The organism is Paraclostridium bifermentans, from assembly GCF_964259345.1.
Lineage (GTDB): Bacteria > Bacillota > Clostridia > Peptostreptococcales > Peptostreptococcaceae > Paraclostridium > Paraclostridium bifermentans_B.
In genome coordinates, this window is the sequence record NZ_CAXVJR010000001.1 from 65804 (window position 1) to 79499 (window position 13696).

17 protein-coding genes are annotated in these 13696 nt (G+C 26.1%); 6 read left to right on the forward strand and 11 right to left on the reverse strand.

Annotated features, from left to right (window positions below):
- Positions 1–201: 201 nt before the first annotated feature.
- The 7 genes from ACEXNK_RS00355 to ACEXNK_RS00385 form a co-directional block, all read right to left on the reverse strand.
- A complete protein-coding gene (locus ACEXNK_RS00355; protein WP_373600275.1) occupies positions 202–438 on the reverse strand; it encodes a hypothetical protein in 237 nt (78 codons plus the stop codon).
- 719 nt (positions 439–1157) lie between these two features.
- Positions 1158–2174, reverse strand: coding sequence for a ribosome small subunit-dependent GTPase A (gene rsgA / locus ACEXNK_RS00360; protein ID WP_373600274.1), 1017 nt, complete (start codon positions 2172–2174; stop codon positions 1158–1160).
- A gap of 282 nt (positions 2175–2456) precedes the next feature.
- The gene (locus tag ACEXNK_RS00365) at positions 2457–2780 is read right to left on the reverse strand and encodes a hypothetical protein (protein ID WP_373601515.1); all 324 of its coding nucleotides are present in this window, start codon (positions 2778–2780) and stop codon (positions 2457–2459) included.
- 24 nt (positions 2781–2804) lie between these two features.
- On the reverse strand, positions 2805–3518 hold the full coding sequence (locus ACEXNK_RS00370; RefSeq protein WP_373600272.1) for a hypothetical protein: 714 nt from the start codon (positions 3516–3518) through the stop codon (positions 2805–2807).
- Between the two features lie 154 nt (positions 3519–3672).
- The gene (locus ACEXNK_RS00375; protein WP_373600271.1) at positions 3673–5226 is read right to left on the reverse strand and encodes a Na+/H+ antiporter NhaC family protein; all 1554 of its coding nucleotides are present in this window, start codon (positions 5224–5226) and stop codon (positions 3673–3675) included.
- 259 nt (positions 5227–5485) lie between these two features.
- Positions 5486–6277: a GNAT family N-acetyltransferase gene (locus tag ACEXNK_RS00380; protein ID WP_373600270.1), complete on the reverse strand. Its 792-nt coding sequence runs from the start codon at positions 6275–6277 to the stop codon at positions 5486–5488.
- 736 nt (positions 6278–7013) lie between these two features.
- On the reverse strand, positions 7014–7274 hold the full coding sequence (locus tag ACEXNK_RS00385; RefSeq protein ID WP_373600269.1) for a Mor transcription activator family protein: 261 nt from the start codon (positions 7272–7274) through the stop codon (positions 7014–7016).
- 124 nt (positions 7275–7398) lie between these two features.
- On the opposite strand from ACEXNK_RS00385, the gene ACEXNK_RS00390 reads away from it, so the two are divergent.
- On the forward strand, positions 7399–7584 hold the full coding sequence (locus ACEXNK_RS00390) for a DUF1659 domain-containing protein (protein ID WP_373600268.1): 186 nt from the start codon (positions 7399–7401) through the stop codon (positions 7582–7584).
- On the opposite strand, the gene ACEXNK_RS00395 is transcribed toward ACEXNK_RS00390, so the two are convergent.
- Both ACEXNK_RS00395 and ACEXNK_RS00400 read right to left on the reverse strand, forming a co-directional pair.
- Positions 7576–7842: a VapE domain-containing protein gene (locus tag ACEXNK_RS00395; protein ID WP_373600267.1), complete on the reverse strand. Its 267-nt coding sequence runs from the start codon at positions 7840–7842 to the stop codon at positions 7576–7578. The genes ACEXNK_RS00390 and ACEXNK_RS00395 overlap by 9 nt on opposite strands.
- Positions 7843–7877: 35 nt before the next feature.
- The gene (locus ACEXNK_RS00400) at positions 7878–9713 is read right to left on the reverse strand and encodes a DNA polymerase (RefSeq protein WP_373600266.1); all 1836 of its coding nucleotides are present in this window, start codon (positions 9711–9713) and stop codon (positions 7878–7880) included.
- A 344-nt stretch (positions 9714–10057) separates the two neighbouring features.
- Between ACEXNK_RS00400 and ACEXNK_RS00405 the strand changes: the two genes are divergently transcribed.
- The 3 genes from ACEXNK_RS00405 (at position 10058) to ACEXNK_RS00415 (ending at position 11324) form a co-directional block, all read left to right on the forward strand.
- Positions 10058–10387, forward strand: a complete 330-nt coding sequence (locus ACEXNK_RS00405; protein ID WP_373600265.1) for a hypothetical protein — start codon at positions 10058–10060, stop codon at positions 10385–10387.
- A 76-nt stretch (positions 10388–10463) separates the two neighbouring features.
- On the forward strand, positions 10464–10853 hold the full coding sequence (locus tag ACEXNK_RS00410; protein WP_373600264.1) for a hypothetical protein: 390 nt from the start codon (positions 10464–10466) through the stop codon (positions 10851–10853).
- A 279-nt stretch (positions 10854–11132) separates the two neighbouring features.
- Positions 11133–11324, forward strand: coding sequence for a hypothetical protein (locus ACEXNK_RS00415; RefSeq protein ID WP_373600263.1), 192 nt, complete (start codon positions 11133–11135; stop codon positions 11322–11324).
- 46 nt (positions 11325–11370) lie between these two features.
- On the opposite strand, the gene ACEXNK_RS00420 is transcribed toward ACEXNK_RS00415, so the two are convergent.
- A complete protein-coding gene (locus ACEXNK_RS00420) occupies positions 11371–11592 on the reverse strand; it encodes a helix-turn-helix domain-containing protein (protein ID WP_373600262.1) in 222 nt (73 codons plus the stop codon).
- Positions 11593–12296: 704 nt separating this feature from the next.
- Here ACEXNK_RS00420 and ACEXNK_RS00425 point away from each other — a divergent pair.
- On the forward strand, positions 12297–12974 hold the full coding sequence (locus ACEXNK_RS00425) for a CPBP family intramembrane glutamic endopeptidase (protein ID WP_373600261.1): 678 nt from the start codon (positions 12297–12299) through the stop codon (positions 12972–12974).
- 53 nt (positions 12975–13027) lie between these two features.
- Positions 13028–13195, forward strand: coding sequence for a hypothetical protein (locus ACEXNK_RS00430; protein WP_373600260.1), 168 nt, complete (start codon positions 13028–13030; stop codon positions 13193–13195).
- A gap of 86 nt (positions 13196–13281) precedes the next feature.
- Here the strand turns inward: ACEXNK_RS00430 and ACEXNK_RS00435 are convergent, their stop codons facing one another.
- On the reverse strand, positions 13282–13545 hold the full coding sequence (locus tag ACEXNK_RS00435) for a hypothetical protein (protein WP_373601516.1): 264 nt from the start codon (positions 13543–13545) through the stop codon (positions 13282–13284).
- Between the last annotated feature and the right edge of the window lie 151 nt (positions 13546–13696).

A 13696-nucleotide genomic window follows, 5' to 3' on the forward strand; every position in this document is an offset into this window, starting at 1 on the left:
CATTATATTTAATATGATATTTTTTAAAATATCTAGCCACCATCACTTCCAAAGGTACTACCAAAAGGTTAGATATAATCTAGCTTTTGCATAGTAAGTGTTGGCTGATAGTTAACCTTAATTAACTATCTGATTATATATTAACCATTCTTTAAAAGAATATGCATCTTATTAAAAATTTTTATATTTTTAACTTAATAATTAGTCTATAAGTTTCCAATACCCAGTTCTAGGACTTACAAATAATTCGGTTCCATCAAATTCTTTGAATTCCGTACATCCTCTTTTTAAAATTTTTTGTACTATAAAACTAGAATCCGCCATACCTGAGTGAATAATTATCTTAGCTAATTTTCCAAATCTCATTTCACCATGTTCATCTAGCGTATATACAATTTTAGCTTGAATTTCTTTTAATTGTGCTTTAGTGTATTCCATGATCTTTCTCCTTTTAATCAATATATATCTATATTAACAAAATCACCATATAAATTAAAGTCTATACTTATCTAAATTAAATTAGTTACAAATTATTAAATTTTATAAATATAAAAACGCCGTAACAAACAAGCAATTTTGTTTACTACGGCACTTTTATATTTATATCTCATCATGTAATAAATCCCAATACCATACTAATGATACTGACATGGTATTTATACAAATAACAATTTTAAAAAACAAAAATATAAACCATATAGGACTTTTATACACTATCGAATGTATATAGTACTGCATTATACACAACACTACTAGTAAATAAAGTACTATAAGTATCTCTATTTTAGTCTTGTGATTACCCAATCAAATCATCACCTTTTTGAAATATCTACCCTATAAAATAAGCTAATGGTGCTATAGCTGTTATAATAAAAGCTAATATTATCATAAATATTGCAATTCTCTTTGCTCCTAAATTTTTAGATTTTTTCTCTTGTTTAATCATATTAATCCATTCCTTTCATTTTATAATGATAATTTTTCATAAAGACATATTTACATACATAAATATTATACAACTTGTATCTAAATTAATCAAAAAAAGTTACTATTATCTAATATTTTACATATCTCCAACGATTTTGTCTGTTGATTAATTGCATACTTCCTTAAACGCAAAAATGAACTCTATTATTCAGAGTTCATTTCTTATTTTTCTATCTTTTATAAGCTTTAGCCTTTCTTTCCTTACTTTTTCTTCTTTTCTCGGCATATATAAGTTCTCTTTGTAGCTTTTCATAGCTTTTAAATCTTTCTTTTGAAATCATACCATCTTCAATAGATTTTTTAACTGCACAACCTGGTTCGCTTTTATGTTTACAATCTGAAAATCTACATTCTCTAGCTATTTCTTCTATATCCTTAAAAGTACTTTCTAAATCACCTTGACTTAGCTGTAACTCTCTCATTCCAGGAGTATCTATTATAACCCCTCCACTTTCTAATACAAATAGTTCTCTATGAGTGGTTGTATGTCTTCCTTTGTCATTTTCACCAATATCCTTTGTTAGCTGGATCTCTTTATTTAATAGCTTATTGATAAGCGTAGATTTTCCTACTCCAGAAGAGCCTATAAATACAACAGTATCACTACTACATATATAATCTTTAACACTATTTATTCCTTCTCCACTCACTGAACTTACAACAATTACATCCATTCCAATACAAACACTTTCAATGTCTTCTAATTTGTCTTCTAAATCTTTACATAAATCTGCTTTGGTAAGTATTATTACAGGCGTTGCCCCACTATCCCAAGCTATATTTATATATCTTTCTAATCTTCTTAAATTAAAGTCATTATTTAATGACATAGTTATAAATATTTTATCTACATTAGTTGCTAGTATTTGCTCATCACTTTTAGCTCCTGCAACTTTTCTGCATATTTTAGTTTTTCTTTTTAATATTTTATATATTATTGCATTGCTATTATCTTCACTTTTAAAAACAACCCAATCACCTACTGCTGGATAATCTTCTTTGTTATCTAACTCATACTTTAACTTACCGCATACCGTAGCTAACATTTCACCAGAGTTAGTTTCTATTTTATATATGTTCCTATATTGAACAGATACTCTTGCCAAAGAGTATCCTTCATAATTATTAAATTCCTTTTCTAATTCTTGATTTAATCCTAATTTGTATAAGTTTTCTAAATTATTCATATTGTACGCTCCTAATTTTTAATTTTGGGCATAAATATAGCCCTGAAAATAGATAATTAATAACTACTCCAAGGCACTTTTAACTTATACAATTATATAAGATTAGTTTTTATAATTATATTGGAGTAGTTGTATGAAATTTATTGATTTTAAAGTTTTAGTTTTCATCATAATACAACACTCCTTTCAAAATTTAATCTTAATTACATTATATACTATATTATAAAATAAATACTTATTTAAATAAATTTAGATATATAATTTTTTTAATATGTCACTATATTAATCTTTTTTTATCTCAAATTTACATTCATCAGAATTAATATCATTTATACTTATAGTAAAGCTACCCATATATGCTTTAGGTATTTCTTCTTTTATTAAGAACTCTTTTTCTAAGCCATCTACAACCATTCTTAAGTTTTTCACCTCATCCAACGTACTAATTCCTGTTTGTTTATTCTCATTAGGTTTTATATTTTTAACACTAATAATTGATTGATCTACATTATAAATAAACTTCACTTCATTTATAACTTTATCTGTATTATTTCTTACCTTTAAAACTGTTGTCCATGAAAACCCCATAATAACCATATTTATCACCTTATATCCCTTTATATTAGTTTTTTATAATTTTATTTCATTTAAAAGTTGTAGTAGTTTTTCATTAACTTTAAAGCTATCTAAGTATAATGTAAAATCTCTTTCAAACTCTTCTAAGCTAATCCCAAATACCTTATTGAAACAGCCTTTAAAGTCTTCATTCAAACTTTTATAAAATAGCTTGTATTTTCCTATTCCATATATAGTTATAAGATATTCAGTAAAAGCACCTGCTATGGGATAAGTTAAGCTCCAACTATATTTATAAAAACTATCTTTATCTATAAGTTTACTGATACTTATATACCTATTAGCGCTTATAAAATACTTCGCCCAAACTAAATTACTTATACCAAAATGTTGCTTATCAAAGTACATTGCCAATCCTTCTCTTATAAATACTTGAGATGGTGTGTTAATTGAATAAGATATTATATGTGAATCCTCATGATATCCTATACACTGAACATCTTCATTTACAACTGCATAAATTTCATTTGGGTTTCTTGCAAAAGCATTGCAATCTTCATTGTCCCCATACAAAATACCTACCTCTTTTGGTGAGTTACATAAGTAATACTTTATTTTGTTATTAAACTTAACATCTAAAACTTTGCATATATGCTTAAAACATAATTCTTGAGTATTTACAATATCATATATCATATTTTGTGCTACTGAATTTTTATGATAATGAAATATGTAGTTCTCACTTTCTTTTATTATCCAATTATTCATTAAACACCTTCCCATTTATAAATACTTTAATTTAATTTTCAATATGTATCTTCAAAATCCCTCTTTTTAATTGGATAAATAATAAAGCTATCTTTAATATAATAAGAAATCTTTATACTTTTAGCTTTTCATATATTAAAAATAGCTTTATTTATTATTTTTTAATTTTATCTAACTTATTTTTATTTATTTTATTCATAATAAAAACAATCATAAACAAAATAGCTAATCCAAGTGGAAGGAATATCATAGGAGGTATTTTAAATATTCCTACTAAAAGTAATATTAAAAATACAACACTAGCTACAGTTATACCGTATGGTATCTGACTTTTAACATGGTCTATGTGGTCTGCTCCTGCAAATATAGATGCCATAACTGTAGTATCTGATATAGGAGAACAGTGATCTCCAAATACTGAGCCTGAAAGTGCCATACCTGGAACTGCCATAGCAAGAGCTGCATCTCCTGTTACTTTATATACCAAAGGAATAGCTATAGGTGTAACAATTGCCATAGTACCCCAAGAAGTACCTGTTGCAAAAGAAACTACCATTCCTAATACAAATATAGTTATTGGTAATATCCATGCTGGTATACTATCGCCTAAAACTTGTATCAAGAAGTTTGCAAGTCCCATATCCTTTGTTACTTGACCTAATGACCATGCCATTAAAAGTATAGCCGCTGTTAAAGTCATAAGTTTCATACCATCTATAAAGGTATCCATACTTTCTTTAAAAGACATAATCTTATAGCCTATAGATAATATAACTCCACTCATAGCCATTGCAAATGCTCCCCAAAGTAGTGCAGTTACTGCATCTGCATTTTCAAGTATTCCCATAAATCCAACGCCTTCTCTACCTGTGTAAACAAATCCAAATATTGTAGTAACTATCATTGCAATAAATGGAACTATAAATGTTATAAGTCTTGGGGTAACATCTTTTGGATCTCCTAATTCATTTGCAACATCAAGCATTGGTTGAGCTTCATCAGAACAGAATTTACCAGTGTTTATAGCTCTTCTTTCTGCTTTTAGCATTGGTCCATAGTCAAGTCCAGTTATAACTATCATTCCAACAAAAGCTAATGTGAATATACTATATAAATTATAAGGAATACTACTTATATATGCTGACATTGGACTTACATTTATAAGTCCTGCTGCTAATAAACCTTGACTTATCATACCTATTTGAAATGCTATCCAGTCAGATATAAAAAGAGATGCTGATGGTGCTGCTGTTGAATCAAGTATATATGAGAATTTTTCTGAGGATATTCTTTGTTCTTTTGCTATATCTCTAAAAACATTACCATCTATAGCTGCTATTAAACAGTCATTTACACTTATACACATACCTAATAGCCATGCACCTATTCCTACTGCTTTTCTATTTTTTATCTTTTTCCTTGCCCATATTGAAAGAGCTTTACTTCCTGACATTTTCCATATAAACGATATACCCACACCCATAAACATTGTAAATAATATAAGTTTTGCATTACCTGGGTCGCTTAATTGTCCTACTATTGTTTCTAAAGAAAAAGATACTGCTTGAAATATATTTCCTTTTGATACTATAACCCCTGCTATAAAAACTCCTGCAAATAATGACGGTATTACTTGTTTAGTTTTAAAGCACATAAATATTGCAACTATAGCGGGAAGTAATGCCCACAATCCATAATTAACTTCCATAAACACACCACCTAATATTTTATAGCTTTTAAAATTTGCTATCTTTAGTGTTTATTAAGTTTTTTCAATAATTAGGTTTAAGTTATATTATGAGTATGCACCTCCTTTATATAACAGTTTATTAAAGCTATATATATATTTATTACGCTAAATTTTCATAAATATAAAATCTTTTAATTATATATAAAAAAATAACCTGAAGCTCAAATTTAGATACTAAATCTTTACTTAGGTTATTTTTATTATTTTATATTAAGTTTTAAAATTTATTTTCCACTAGCATAGTCCATATACCAATTTCTTTAAACCCTAACTTATGATATACTTTTCCTGCCTTTGGGTTATCGTAGAATAGACATAAAGACTTACCTCTATTTAATAGATCCTTACATAACTTTGATAAACACTTACTCATATACCCTTGTTCTCTATATTCTTTTCTAGTAGCTACCCCTATTATCATAGCTGATTTACTATTTTCTGCAGTTACTTGCGATACACTTATCATTTCTTTTTCTTCATTTTCTATATAATAAACGGTCTTACTATTATCCTTGATTCTACTTCTTGTTGTTTCAACGCTATCTCTTATTGTAAACTCATCTATTGTAAGTAATAAATCTTGCATCCTAGAAGCATCTTCCTCTGTTGCAATCTTTATACTATCATCATAATTCACAAGTTTTTTATCATCTCTTAACTCACAAAAATAAGTTGCCTTTTCATTATAATCATTAAGTACATCTTTAAATTTTTCTATAATATTACCTTTCCCTGATATAATCTTTTCACCTTCATATGATTTTATAATTTGTTTAAATTCTTCTACGTCTGTATCTACATTATCTATATAAGGTACAAAATTGTTCATATATCTTAGCAAAATCCCATTTACATTATTATCTTCATCAAAACTTGCCCATATATCTTGAAAGTCCTTATCAAATCCATATTGTTCTATATCACCAATTATAAATAAATTTATACTTGGTTCTTTTCCTACATAGTTTAAAATCATAGATTTATGTGTATCATTTAGTTTTAAAATCATATAAAGCACTTCCCTTCTTAAAATATATAGGTTATATATATTCTTTATAGTGCTTAAATATCCTTTAAATTAATTTGATAGAAAAATAGCCTTCGTTTTCACGAAGGCTATTTCCCACTTGTCGTATTGTCGTAATTCAAAAAACATTGCATCTTTATTTGGATAAAATTGTTGGTAAGTAATTACCTAACCTAGGAATAACCATAGTATACAACCTCAAAGTTTTAGAATCAATATACTTTGCTAAACCTTCATGTAGTTATCAATTTAATTTCATATTTATTAATATTTCTTCATAGTAAATACATAAATTACAAAATACAACCTTGTATAAACAAAAAAACTGAATCAGATATACTTTCAAAGAAAAAGACTCTCTATATAGAGAGTCTTTTTACAGGAATACATTGCTTTCGCAATTAACAAGAACTGTTTTTTTAACTTTTTAGCAAATTAAATACTTTAAGGAATAAATTAATTATATATTTTTAAAAATTCAGAATCAATATTCTTTACTAAATCTTCATTTATTGTTCATAAATTTTTCATATTGTAAGCAAAAAAATACTACCATAAGATAATTATGGTAGCACTTAATAAAGAGTAGTTATAATAATATTTTATGTAGATTTCATTTACCCATTAATTTCACTTTCAAAATTTAATAGATTTTTTATTATAGCATAATTAGCATATTTATACAATTATGTTTTTAAAATTTAGTAAATTTTTTATTTTATTTTACAATTTTTCTAATTTGGACATCACTAATTCCAAATTTTTTCGAAAGTTCCTTATAGTTTCCTCCATCAAACGAGTCTTTTATAACTCTATTTCTAGCTTTTTTTACTACTGAACTAAGTGTTGGTAAATATAAACAACTTCCACCACAATACTCAACAAGGTCAATAAATATATCCATACCAAATACCTCGACCAAATCCCTACATCCTTCTGGAATATCTTTTGTCTCAACTAACTTCAAAAACTTTTCCATATTTTATCCCCCTCTAATATTATTAATTTCTAAACTTGTTTAATATTTAGTTATTTTAAAAACCTCTAAACTTTAATTAGAAGGTGCAACTTCAATAAATTTAATTTAAAAAGGAGATTTTAAAATGCCAGTATTAGAAACTAAAAAACCATCATCACTAAAGATAAAATATGACTGTGGATTAGACAATGACGGAAAGACAATAGTTAAAAACCGTACTTACTCTAATTTATCACCTATTGCTACTTCTCAAGATATTCTTGATATAGCAAATGCATTAAATAACCTTCAACAACATGCATCAATTTAAATCTTTAAATAAATTTTTTCTATTAGGATTTACACCTAATACCAAAGGCCAAAATCTTCTATTACCTGTTTTATCTTTTAAGAACTCCATTTCATTTGTAGTTCCAAATAAAATACATTGCCTTTTATAAGTTTCCTTTGTGTAATTTGTTTGTTTTATTATTTCTATAAACTGAGAATATTTAATAGTTTTATTTATCCAATTGGTTTCTTTTCTACTTCTTCCTAATGCTATGTTAATATCCTTGTCGTAAATCATATCCTATATCCTTTCTAGTATTTCATAAGTAGAGTCTATTTTTTATAATATTTAGATTCTATTGTATCTGCTTTTATATTTAAGTTTTTTAAGTATGGTATTTCTTGTTCCATTACTTTATTTATATCTTTTATATTAGTATTTATAGGTACTTCAAGTACTACTTCATCGTGTATATGCATTACTATGTTATATCCATGTTTATCTAGGTTTGTCATTGCATATGCTAATACATCTCTAGCTATTGCTTGAACTATGTTTTCTACTAACTTACCTCCATAAGTTTTAAGCCTTGTTAATTTCTTTGTTGTGCTGTCTATTCCTTCATAGGTTATTATGTATTTATTAAATATATAATCATATTCTAGTCTTGGTCTTATGTAGGCTAGTTTTCGCTTTGATGGTAGTTTTATAAATAATATGTTTCTTTCATATATAAAGCTTATTCCTTTTCCTATATGTACTATTGTTTTATCTTTTACTGCTTTTATAAAAGCTTTTTCTACTTCTTTCCATAGTTTTACTATGTTAGGGTTTGATAATCTAAAGGCCTTTACTATATTTTCAAGCTCTTCTTCTTTTATTCCCATCTTTGTTGCACCCATTTTTATAAGTGCATTTTTACCCCCTTGGTATCCTAGTGCTACTTCTGACATTTTTCCTTTTTGCCTTAGTTCACTTTCTTTAGTTATTTTCTCTATATCTACCTTAAACATCTTTGCTGCACTTGCTTCATATATTTTCCCATGGCTGTTAAATACATCTATTCTCCATTTTTCATTTGATATATATGCTATTATTCTGGCTTCTATTGCACTAAAGTCTGATATTATAAGTTTATGATTTTGTTTTGGTATAAAAGTTGTTCTTATACATTTTGACAAATTTTGTATCGTTTTATCGACATTATTTCTATTATATTTATTTCTACTAGGTAATTTTAGTTCATTATACTTTTTTATAACTTTCCTTGCTTCATCTAAATTTTCAATTTTATTTTGAGGTAGATTTTGGACTTGTACTAATCTACCTGACCATCTTCCTGTTTTACTCGCCCCATAAAATTGAAATAACCCTCTTATTCTATTGTCTTTCCCTAAACATCTTTGCATTGCTTCATACTTCTTTATAGAGGTTTTACTTAGTATTAACTTTAGCTCTACTGCCTCTTTTACTTCTTCATAAAATTCGCTTTTAATAACATACTCTTTTTCTAGTAGTTTTTCCATGTTTTCTTTGCTTATAGAGTTCACTACCATCCCTTTATTGTTTAGATAATCTTTAAATTGTTTTGTACTATTTGGATTTTTTAGTTTTGTTATATCTCTAACCTTTTCTGTTATAACTTCTTTTATTTCTTTATCTATTATAATAGCAGCATCTACTAACTCCTTATCTACAAGTACTCCCCTATCATTTATAGTTTGGTCTAATTCCCATAGCTTTTGTTCACTTTCTATTAACTCAATTTTACTTAAAGCCTTTTTTATACTTCTTTCTACCTCAACATCTTTTTTACAGTAGTATTTAAACTTTTCATACTCTTTGATTACGTTTCTTTTAGCTTCTGATTCTTCCTTTGAAGTAAGCAGTTTTATATTTTCTTCTTTCATAAAGAATCTTATTAGACTTTTTCCTTCTTCAAGTTTTTGATCTTTTAATTTTAAACTTTTAGCTACTTTTTCTAGGCTATGTGGCAAACCTAAACTTATAGCTTGAACTTGCGTGCATCTAAACATATTTGGTGATAGTAGTTTGTTAAAGTATTTTGATAAACATATCCTTTCAAAGTTTGCATTAAAAGCAGTTTTTATTATGTTTTCATCTAGTATATCTTTTATTAGATGTTTTGGTAGGTCTTCATTTTTCAAGTCTATTATATTTACATCTTCATCATTGTAAGCGTAGGCAAGTAATAGTATTTCAAAGCTATCGTCTTGAGTGTATGCATAGACTCCACTAGCTGTAAAATCTTTTTATAAAGGCGACCTTATAGATTTAATTTTGGTCGTAAAGAAGGTATTTACCACATAAAGCGCATATACAAATATATAATTTATAAAAGATTTCAAATTAATAAAGCCACAGTTTATATATACAGTAATAAATAAGTCAATATAATACTATAATAAAATCAAGTAAACAATTGGTATATAATGTGAAATAAAGATGTTTTTGATACTGTATAAATATAATAAATAAAAGGGGTGATTAAATGGTGTTTATAATATGGCTACTATTAGGAATATTCTTTATTTGGGAAGGAATTTACTGTATTAGATCTAAAAAAGACGTAGCTATTGGGTTTTGGACAAATGGGAAAAAACCTCTAATAGAAGAAAAAAACATAAAAGCCTACAATAAAGCCTTAGGAAAATTGTGGTGTGTATACGGTGTCTTATTTATATTGTTAGGAATACCTGTAGCATTGTGTGAACAAAACTCTCCCTTTATTATACTTTCATCAGTAGGTATTATTTTAGAGGTTATTGCATTGATAGTTATCTATGTCAAAAAAATTGAAGGAAAATATAAAAAGAAATAAAACAATTCTATTAAAGTATGAATTATGAACTATTTACATTGTTATGTAAATACTGAAGGAGGTGGAATAAATTAATATGATTGATTCAGATATATTGCTAATATATTTATACCCAGTACTATTCTTAATATTGGGTATTATTTTTAAAATAATAAAGCCTAAGTATCCACCAACGGGTAAAAATCCTTTAAATTCTGGAATATGTTTAAGTAGTGCTCTAAAATCTGAAGATCATTGGGACTATGCACAGCATGTTGGTTCAAATATGCTTATACTAGGGAGTTTAATTACTTTTACTATAGGTACAGTAGAAAATATTTTATACTTAAAAGATATAATCAGTCCTATGGTATATAAAATTTTGTCTGTTTCAAGTAATAGTTTAATACTTGTATTTGGATTATTATTATTAAACAATAAGGTGAAAAATTTACCAACAACTAGAAACGGTAGTGAGGATAATTAACTAATATGAAGGTAATTTAAAATTATTTAACTTTCTTAATAAATATTAATAATATATCTTGGTAATCTGTAAATTTATTAAGTAGGTATACTCATTGAAATTATAACCATCAGGCTATTTTACCTCTTGTTTATCATATAATAATATAGCTATAAATTAAAATATGTACCACTGTAAAATTAAATAAATAGCAATTCTTTTATAATGGTTATTAGTATATTATAATTAAATTAAGCTACATAATTTAGTAACTATATATTAACTAGGAGGTACTCCAAAATGGAGATTAATAAAATCTGCCCCAAATGTGGTAGTTGTGAAATAGCTTATGGTAAGCAAAATGGTTATGCAAAAATGTTTCCCTTAAAAGATATACTTAATTTTTCTGGTTCAAATGTAATAGCTGAAATATGTACTGATTGTGGTTATATCCTAGAAATGCGAGTTGAAAAACCTGAGAAATTTAAATAAACAAAAGGCTACCTCTTTACTTAGTAGCCTTTTGTGTTCTAACATTTTATTTTTTTATCTTATTTTTATATAAATCAAACTTTTCACTACCAAAATACTTAATCATAGCTTGTTCAGTTATAAGCCATGTTTTACCAAACTTCTTTACCTCAACTTCATTTACAAACTTATTTTTAACAATTCTTTTTCTTAAAGTTGAATTATCAATTCCATAAATATTTGCTACTTCCTGAAATGTATATAAACCTTCGAAACTTCCATCTGCCATTTTTCAAATCCTCCCAAATAATATTCTTATATACACCAAAACTACAATTAACAATATTATTTCTATTACAAGGCTAAAGTAATAAATTGCTAATCATTTGGTTAATTTTATTAATTTCCTCAATCACTTTTTTATTATCCTATCCTCATTAAAAAGGAAAAACATACTCTACATTTTTATACTTCTTCTTGAATTTATTAAATACATAATTATGTCCTTAATACTTAAACTATTAAAATACTTTTTATTAACATTTTGTCCCATAAATCAATATTCCTTAAAAAAATTATAATTCTCTATATACTGAATTGTAGCTGAATAATCTTTAAATTTCATCATAAACGAAAATTCTCTAAAATTAATTACTTATTTCAATTAATAAAATTTTTTACCTATCATTTATTTTCAAAAGCTAATTTTAAAATTAGATACTAATTTACTAAAAAAACAAAGTTAGTTTAACAATATGGTTAAAAAGTTCATAGTTAAACAAAACTTTTAAAACTAAAGTTTTATTTAGAATAACTAAAAATAAAACTAGTGAACCTAATGAAATATATTAATTTCAGTAGATACACTAGTTTTCCATTCGAATTATTCCCTAAATCTGAATTTTAAGACTTATTACATAAGTTGATACATATAACTAAAACAACTACAATTAATAATAAGAATATTCAGAATCAATATAAAGGAGAGTAATAATGGGAACTAATGAGCAAATAAAACATAAAACAACAAAAACTAAAAGTATATGTACCTTAATTTTAACTATAGCCATCTTAGCTTTAAGTGGATTACTGTATAAAAACTCAATTCAAGATACTATGTTTAATAATATTTCTTATCACATATTTCAAATAGTGTTTATATTTTTTATAGTAATCAAAGTCGATAAAAGACCTCTATCAAACATTGATTTACGTTTAGATAATGTGTTTAAACAATTAGCATTAGGTAGTGGTTTATTTTTTATTATGAGCCTTTTAACACTTATACCTTTTATATTTACACTAGATTACAATATGTTTAGTTTCAATGCTCCTACGTTGAAAAGTCTTTTATACGAATTTTTATACTGTATTTTTATAATTGGATTTACAGAGGAGTTAATTTTTAGAGGTTACTTACTTGAAAGGCTTAAATGGGTATTTAATTCAAATGCTTTAGGCATAATTATATCGTCATTTTTATTTGGTTTAGTACATTACGATTCAGGAGGAGTTTCAAAAATTTTTATATGTACCATGGTTGGAATTATAATTTGTATTTATAAAAATAAGTTTAAAGCTACTGGTTTAATTGGTGTAGCTTTTGCACATGGTATGAATGATTTTTATTTATCTGCATTAGGATATATAGCTCTTAAATTCTTTATGTAATATTTCTTACTAAGTGCTATATTAAATATATAACTTAAATAATGGGGGAACTTATGAAAAATAAACTTATTTTTTCGCTTGTAGGGGTATTACTTTGTATTGGGATATTCTATATAAATCTAGAAATTTTAAAGTTAGATAAAATAACAGGATATATTACTTCAGGTTTAATATATGGGTTAGTTTCACAAATTTTATATAAAAAGATTAAAGATAAGTAAATTTTAACTAGTTCCTAAAAACTTGTTTAAAGAGTACTAGTTAATGCCCTTAAAATCCATTTGTTTGGATTTTAAGGGCATTAACTTCATCTTAAATATATAATTACGTTTTTATGAACATATGTTAATTTTCGTTTTTTATATCCATTCCAAGAATCATATTTGAATTTATAAATATACTGTTTTGACTTATCTAATTCTCTATTTTTAAACATTTCTTCAAGAACTGAACACCATTGCTCTGTTTCTCCACTGAATTCAAATCCATTAATATTGTCTTTAATTAACCTTGGTTCAATCTCATTATCAATATAATAATTAATATAATTATTGAATTTTGGATTATCCATATCCCCACCCTTCAATTCCTTGAGAATAAACCATAGCATTTCGTAGTGATTCTACTGAGTCTACAAAAACCCACCCCGGATTAGTCCCTTTTATTACCGCTTTAACTTCAAATTAACTTTATCTCAAATACATAACTAGTCCTTAAACGGA

Bases quoted from the DNA above. Each gene is read 5' to 3' on its own strand.
- ACEXNK_RS00355 (WP_373600275.1), bottom strand. From the start codon at position 438: ATGGAATACACTAAAGCACAATTAAAAGAAATTCAAGCTAAAATTGTA.
- rsgA (WP_373600274.1), bottom strand. From the start codon at position 2,174: ATGAATAATTTAGAAAACTTATACAAATTAGGATTAAATCAAGAATTA.
- ACEXNK_RS00370 (WP_373600272.1), bottom strand. From the start codon at position 3,518: ATGAATAATTGGATAATAAAAGAAAGTGAGAACTACATATTTCATTAT.
- ACEXNK_RS00375 (WP_373600271.1), bottom strand. From the start codon at position 5,226: ATGGAAGTTAATTATGGATTGTGGGCATTACTTCCCGCTATAGTTGCA.
- ACEXNK_RS00380 (WP_373600270.1), bottom strand. From the start codon at position 6,277: ATGATTTTAAAACTAAATGATACACATAAATCTATGATTTTAAACTAT.
- ACEXNK_RS00385 (WP_373600269.1), bottom strand. From the start codon at position 7,274: ATGGAAAAGTTTTTGAAGTTAGTTGAGACAAAAGATATTCCAGAAGGA.
- ACEXNK_RS00390 (WP_373600268.1), top strand. From the start codon at position 7,399: ATGCCAGTATTAGAAACTAAAAAACCATCATCACTAAAGATAAAATAT.
- ACEXNK_RS00395 (WP_373600267.1), bottom strand. From the start codon at position 7,842: ATGATTTACGACAAGGATATTAACATAGCATTAGGAAGAAGTAGAAAA.
- ACEXNK_RS00405 (WP_373600265.1), top strand. From the start codon at position 10,058: ATGGTGTTTATAATATGGCTACTATTAGGAATATTCTTTATTTGGGAA.
- ACEXNK_RS00410 (WP_373600264.1), top strand. From the start codon at position 10,464: ATGATTGATTCAGATATATTGCTAATATATTTATACCCAGTACTATTC.
- ACEXNK_RS00415 (WP_373600263.1), top strand. From the start codon at position 11,133: ATGGAGATTAATAAAATCTGCCCCAAATGTGGTAGTTGTGAAATAGCT.
- ACEXNK_RS00420 (WP_373600262.1), bottom strand. From the start codon at position 11,592: ATGGCAGATGGAAGTTTCGAAGGTTTATATACATTTCAGGAAGTAGCA.
- ACEXNK_RS00425 (WP_373600261.1), top strand. From the start codon at position 12,297: ATGGGAACTAATGAGCAAATAAAACATAAAACAACAAAAACTAAAAGT.
- ACEXNK_RS00430 (WP_373600260.1), top strand. From the start codon at position 13,028: ATGAAAAATAAACTTATTTTTTCGCTTGTAGGGGTATTACTTTGTATT.
- ACEXNK_RS00435 (WP_373601516.1), bottom strand. From the start codon at position 13,545: ATGGATAATCCAAAATTCAATAATTATATTAATTATTATATTGATAAT.